9 protein-coding genes and 1 tRNA gene (1 of these 10 running past the window's edge) are annotated in these 5,000 nt (G+C 64.2%); all 10 read left to right on the forward strand.

All coding sequences use genetic code 11. The features are described from left to right. A partial coding sequence (locus tag ACESMR_RS23495) for an EF-Tu/IF-2/RF-3 family GTPase (protein ID WP_373047878.1) occupies positions 1-439 on the forward strand: 439 nt, incomplete at its 5' end. A 122-nt stretch (positions 440-561) separates the two neighbouring features. Beyond that, positions 562-717 (forward strand): 50S ribosomal protein L33, encoded by a 156-nt coding sequence (gene rpmG, locus ACESMR_RS23500; protein ID WP_373049573.1) that lies wholly within the window; start codon positions 562-564, stop codon positions 715-717. A 9-nt stretch (positions 718-726) separates the two neighbouring features. Continuing rightward, positions 727-802: transfer RNA gene (locus ACESMR_RS23505), tRNA-Trp, on the forward strand. Positions 803-844: 42 nt separating this feature from the next. After that, entirely contained in the window at positions 845-1,252 is a 408-nt protein-coding gene (gene secE / locus ACESMR_RS23510) for a preprotein translocase subunit SecE (protein ID WP_373049574.1), read from the forward strand. Positions 1,253-1,291: 39 nt separating this feature from the next. Further along, positions 1,292-1,834: a transcription termination/antitermination protein NusG gene (gene nusG, locus ACESMR_RS23515; RefSeq protein WP_373049575.1), complete on the forward strand. Its 543-nt coding sequence runs from the start codon at positions 1,292-1,294 to the stop codon at positions 1,832-1,834. Between the two features lie 167 nt (positions 1,835-2,001). Next, complete coding sequence (gene rplK / locus ACESMR_RS23520) at positions 2,002-2,451, forward strand: 50S ribosomal protein L11 (protein WP_373049576.1); 450 nt, start codon at positions 2,002-2,004, stop codon at positions 2,449-2,451. 15 nt (positions 2,452-2,466) lie between these two features. After that, on the forward strand, positions 2,467-3,174 hold the full coding sequence (rplA, locus tag ACESMR_RS23525; RefSeq protein ID WP_373049577.1) for a 50S ribosomal protein L1: 708 nt from the start codon (positions 2,467-2,469) through the stop codon (positions 3,172-3,174). A gap of 331 nt (positions 3,175-3,505) precedes the next feature. Further along, complete coding sequence (rplJ, locus tag ACESMR_RS23530; RefSeq protein WP_373049578.1) at positions 3,506-4,030, forward strand: 50S ribosomal protein L10; 525 nt, start codon at positions 3,506-3,508, stop codon at positions 4,028-4,030. A gap of 75 nt (positions 4,031-4,105) precedes the next feature. Continuing rightward, a complete protein-coding gene (gene rplL / locus ACESMR_RS23535; RefSeq protein WP_373049579.1) occupies positions 4,106-4,483 on the forward strand; it encodes a 50S ribosomal protein L7/L12 in 378 nt (125 codons plus the stop codon). A 179-nt stretch (positions 4,484-4,662) separates the two neighbouring features. Next, a protein-coding gene (rpoB, locus tag ACESMR_RS23540) for a DNA-directed RNA polymerase subunit beta (protein WP_373049580.1) crosses the window boundary here: on the forward strand, positions 4,663-5,000 show its 5' end (the start). Its footprint extends 3,895 nt past the window's final position; only the first 338 of its 4,233 coding nucleotides appear in the window; it begins with the start codon at positions 4,663-4,665; its stop codon lies beyond the right edge, outside the window.

Raw genomic sequence — 5,000 nt, forward strand, 5'->3', positions numbered from 1 at the left:
GAACACCCAGAAGACCGTGGTGACCGGCGTCGAGATGTTCCGCAAGCTCCTCGACCAGGGCCAGGCCGGCGACAACATCGGCGCCCTGATCCGCGGCCTGAAGCGTGAGGACGTGGAGCGCGGCCAGGTCATGGCCAAGCCCGGCAGCATCAATCCGCACAAGAAGTTCAAGGCGGAGATCTACGTGCTGACGAAGGAGGAGGGTGGTCGTCACACCCCGTTCTTCAAGGGCTACAAGCCGCAGTTCTACTTCCGCACCACCGACGTGACCGGCGCCGTGCACCTCCCCGAGGGCACCGAGATGGTCATGCCGGGCGACAACATCTCCATCACCGTGGAGCTGCTCACCCCGATCGCGATGGAGAAGGAACTCCGCTTCGCGATCCGTGAGGGTGGCCGCACCGTCGGCGCTGGCGTGGTTGCCGAGATCATCGAGTAATACGACCGAATAGCGCCTGTGAGGGCGGTGTTCGGAGATTCGCCCGGGAGCTCTTGTGGTTCCCGGGCGAACACGTCAGAATCCCCGCCGCGCGAGAGCGCCGCAGGGGTAGGATTCACGCCATGGGTAACCGGACGATCATCACGCTCGAGTGCACGGTGTGCAAAGAGCGGAACTACACCACCGACAAGAACAAGCGGAAGCAGACCGACAAGCTCGTGCTGTCGAAGTTCTGCCCGCGGTGCCGGAACCACACCGAGCACAAGGAAACGAAGTAAAGCTTTCGTACGCCAGTAGCTCGAACGGTAGAGCAGCGGTCTCCAAAACCGCGGGTTGGGGGTTCGAATCCCTCCTGGCGTGCCAATTTCTCCCGCCCCTGGCGGGAGCCCATCGCCCGGGACATACATGAGCAACCAGCGGCTCCTCGCCATGGCTCTGGTCTTTCTGACCGCATGCGCGGCCTACGTCATGACCAAGCTGGCCGACGCGATCCTCGTCGCCACCGGTGCGGGAAACCCCGAGGTCTTCGGTGGTCTGACCCTCGCCGTCCTCATCGGCGTCGGACTCGCCGCGGTGCTCGGCATCGTTGGCTGGATGAACTCCAAGGTGCAGGACGTCGGCCAGGATGTTGCCGCCGAGCTGCGCAAGGTGACCTGGCCGACCTGGCCGGAGATTCGCGCTGCAACCGGCGCGGTGGTGGTGGCGACCCTGGTCGCCGCGGTGCTCCTCGGCGTGATGGACTTCCTCGGGGCGAAGGTGATGTCCGAATGGATCCCCTCGGGGATCCGCTGGGCGCAGGGCCTCTTCGCGTAGCGCGAGCCGCGAGCGAGACCGCCCGCGCCGGAGCGAGCGATGGCCAAGAAGTTTTACGTAGTCCACACCTACTCGGGCTACGAGAACAAGGTGCGCAAGACGATCGAGGAGCGCATCCGCCAGGAAGGACTGCAGGAGCAGTTCGGCGAGATCCTGATCCCGACCGAGCAGGTGGTCGAGGTGAAGGGTGGCGAGAAGCGGACCTCGAAGCGCAAGTTCTTCCCGGGCTACATCCTCGTGGAGATGGAGATGGGCCCGGCTTCCTGGCACCTCGTCAAGAGCACGCCCAAGGTCACCGGCTTCGTCGGCGGCGGGAAGCAGCCGGAGGAGATCCCGGCGATCACCCGCGCCGAGGTCGATCGGCTCTCGTCGCAGATCTCCGAGGGGACCCTCAAGCCCAAGCCCAAGGTCTCCTTCGAGAACGGCGACAACGTCCGGGTGACCGACGGTCCGTTCTCGGGCTTCAACGGCACGGTGGAAGAGGTGAACCAGGAGAAGGGTCGCCTTCGCGTCCTGGTCTCCATCTTCGGTCGCGCCACCCCGGTCGAGCTCGACTTCATGCAGGTCGAGAAGACCCAGTAGTCGCTGCCGGCGCCCTTCATCCGGCGCCGCGCAGCTCGAGTCCCGCGAGGACACGGGCCAGTTGCCAGGGGCGCACGCTTCTGGTATCTGGCCCGCGCTCGTTGCGGGTTTTTCCGCGAAAGTGGGAGGCCGGTTCTTTCGGCCGCTAGCACCACGGAGTTGCAACCATGGCAAAGAAGGTCACGGGCCAGGTCAAACTGCAGATCCCTGCAGGCAAGGCCAACCCCGCTCCCCCGGTCGGTCCTGCGCTCGGCCAGCACGGCGTCAACATCATGGGCTTCTGCAAGGAGTTCAATGCTGCGACGCAGGCGCTGATCAAGGACGACATGGTGATCCCCGTCGTGATCACCATCTACTCGGATCGTTCGTTCTCCTTCATCCTGAAGACCCCGCCGGCCTCGGCGCTCATCAAGAAGGCGATCGGCCTCCACACCCAGAAGAAGAAGGGTTCGGGGTCGCACCGTCCGGGCAAGGAGAAGGTCGGCACGATCGACCGCGCGAAGGTGCGCGAGATCGCCGAGCGGAAGATCCAGGACACGAACGCTGGCTCGATCGAGTCGTGCATGCGCACGATCGAGGGTACCGCGCGTTCCATGGGCATCGACGTCGTCGACTGAGTCGGGAGCTGACACATGGCTAAGATGGGCAAGAAGTACCGGAAGATTGCCGACAAGGTCGATCGCAACAAGCGCTACTCGGTGGAGGAGGGCGTCGCCCTCGTCCGCGAGCTGAAGGTCGCGAAGTTCGACGAGTCGGTGGACGTGGCGATCAACCTGGGTGTGGATCCCCGCCACGCGGACCAGATGGTTCGTGGCGCGGTGGTGCTCCCCCACGGCACCGGCAAGACCGTCAAGGTCGCCGTGTTCGCCAAGGGCGACAAGGCCAAGGAGGCCGAGGCAGCCGGCGCGGACATCGTCGGCGCCGAGGAGCTCGCCAAGCGGGTCGAGGAGGGCTTCCTCGACTTCGACAAGGCGATCGCCACCCCCGACATGATGGGCGTGGTCGGCAAGCTCGGTAAGATCCTCGGGCCCCGCGGCCTGATGCCGAACCCGAAGGTCGGCACGGTGACCACCGACGTCACCCGCGCGGTCAAGGAGACCAAGGCCGGCAAGATCGAGTTCCGCGTCGAGAAGGCCGGCATCGTGCACGCGCCGGTGGGCAAGACCTCGATGCCCACGGAGCAGATCGCTGCCAACCTGAACGAGCTCCTGGCAACCGTGATGCGCCTCAAGCCCTCCACGGCGAAGGGCGTCTACCTCCGTGGCGTGGCGCTCTCCACCACCATGGGCCCGGGCCTCAAGCTCGACAACGTCGCGATCGCCAACGCGTTCAAGGGCTAAGCGCCCGGCGGCATCGACCATCGGCCCGACCGGAGTACCGGTTCGGGCCGCTTTCGTTTGAAAGCGCTTGCATTTTCTTCGTGATGGCGGTAATGGACCCGCCGCACATTTCGCCTGGTCAAAGACAGCAGGTGTCCGACAACCGACGCCGGGAATCCCAGTGCGAGCCGCGGCTTGGCTGCGGTTGGCTCCCGGAAGGGTTCGAGGACCTAAGCCCCGGACGCGACGAGCGGACGGAAGCCTGCCGAGACGGGATGGAAGCCGAACGAGCCTCCACCTGCTCCGCTGCACACTTGGCCAGAGACCGACGAGGAAGGGAGGTGAAGGTCAAGTGGATCGTACGCAGAAGGAGCAGATGATTTCCGAGCTTCACTCGAAGATGTCGGCGGCTACCATCGCCATCATCGCCGAGTACAAGGGGCTCGACGTCGCTACCGCGACCGACATTCGCAAGACCTGCCGTGACAACCAGGTCGAGTACAAGGTCGTGAAGAACACGCTCGCCAAGCGCGCTGCGCAGGGCACGAGCGTGGAGAAGATTGCCGAGAGCTTCAAGGGACCGGTCGTCCTCATCCTGGGTCAGGATCCCGTCACGCCCGCCAAGGTGATGACGGATTTTGCCAAGGGCAAGGAGGACAAGTTCCAGCTCAAGGTCGCCGTGGTGGAAGGGCAGGCCATCGATGCCAAGGGCATCGAGAACCTCGCCAAGATGCCGGGCCTCCATGAGCTGCGCGGCATGATCGCAGGGATGCTCAACGCCCCCGCGAGCAAGCTCGCCCGCCTCATCGGCACGCCGGGTTCCCAGCTGGCACGGGCCGTCGACGCCCGCCGCGAGCAGCTGGAAAAGGCTTCGTAAGCAGGTTCGTTTGGTTTTCTTTTCGGGGCAGGCTGCCCACGTCGGCGATGCCGCCCCCGTTCGAAGGATGTTGAAATGGCTGATCTGAACGCGATCGTTGACCAGCTCTCCGCACTCACCGTGATGGAGGCTGCTGAGCTCGTGAAGACCCTCGAGGAGAAGTGGGGCGTTTCCGCCGCTGCTCCCGCGATGATGGCGATGCCCGCCGCTGGTGGCGCCGCCGCTGCTCCCGCCGAGGAGAAGACCGAGTTCGACGTCGTCCTGGCGAACGCCGGCGACAAGAAGATCAACGTCATCAAGGAGATCCGTACCATCACGGGTCTCGGCCTCAAGGAGGCCAAGGACCTCGTCGAGGGCGCTCCCAAGACCGTGAAGGAGGGCGTGTCCAAGGACGAGGCCAACAAGATCAAGGAAGTTCTCACGGCCGCCGGCGCGACCGTCGAGATCAAGTAATCTTCCGGATCTTTCCATAGGTCCAGCAGTAACCAGCGTTGGCGGCGGCGGGGAATCCCGCCGCCGTCAGCGCCGTTGGTGTTTGAGCCGCCAATTTCCGTATGGCCTAGGGTCCGCTCCTCGGACCCAACGGATTGGCGGCGATTCAAAGTAGAGCCTGCCAGGGGAGCGACCGCTAGATGGCGCCGACGATCCAGAACAACTTCCGGATTCGCAAGAGCTTCGCGAAGATCCAGAAGATCATCGACATCCCCAACCTCATCGACATCCAGAAGCAGTCCTACGACAAGTTCCTTCAGATCGATGTGCCTGCCGACAAGCGGGAGGACACCGGGCTGCAGGGTGTCTTCAAGTCGGTCTTTCCCATCAAGGACTTCAACGAGACCAGCTCCCTGGAGTTCGTCTCGTATCACCTGGAGAAGCCCAAGTACGACGTCGACGAGTGCCACCAGCGGGGTATGACCTACTCCGCGCCGATCAAGGTCGTCGTCCGTCTCGTCGTCTGGGACAAGGACGA

The organism is Vulgatibacter sp., from assembly GCF_041687135.1.
Lineage (GTDB): Bacteria > Myxococcota > Myxococcia > Myxococcales > Vulgatibacteraceae > JAWLCN01.

Bases quoted from the DNA above. Each gene is read 5' to 3' on its own strand.
- secE (WP_373049574.1), top strand. From the start codon at position 845: ATGAGCAACCAGCGGCTCCTCGCCATGGCTCTGGTCTTTCTGACCGCA.
- rplA (WP_373049577.1), top strand. From the start codon at position 2,467: ATGGCTAAGATGGGCAAGAAGTACCGGAAGATTGCCGACAAGGTCGAT.
- rplK (WP_373049576.1), top strand. From the start codon at position 2,002: ATGGCAAAGAAGGTCACGGGCCAGGTCAAACTGCAGATCCCTGCAGGC.
- rpmG (WP_373049573.1), top strand. From the start codon at position 562: ATGGGTAACCGGACGATCATCACGCTCGAGTGCACGGTGTGCAAAGAG.
- rplL (WP_373049579.1), top strand. From the start codon at position 4,106: ATGGCTGATCTGAACGCGATCGTTGACCAGCTCTCCGCACTCACCGTG.
- nusG (WP_373049575.1), top strand. From the start codon at position 1,292: ATGGCCAAGAAGTTTTACGTAGTCCACACCTACTCGGGCTACGAGAAC.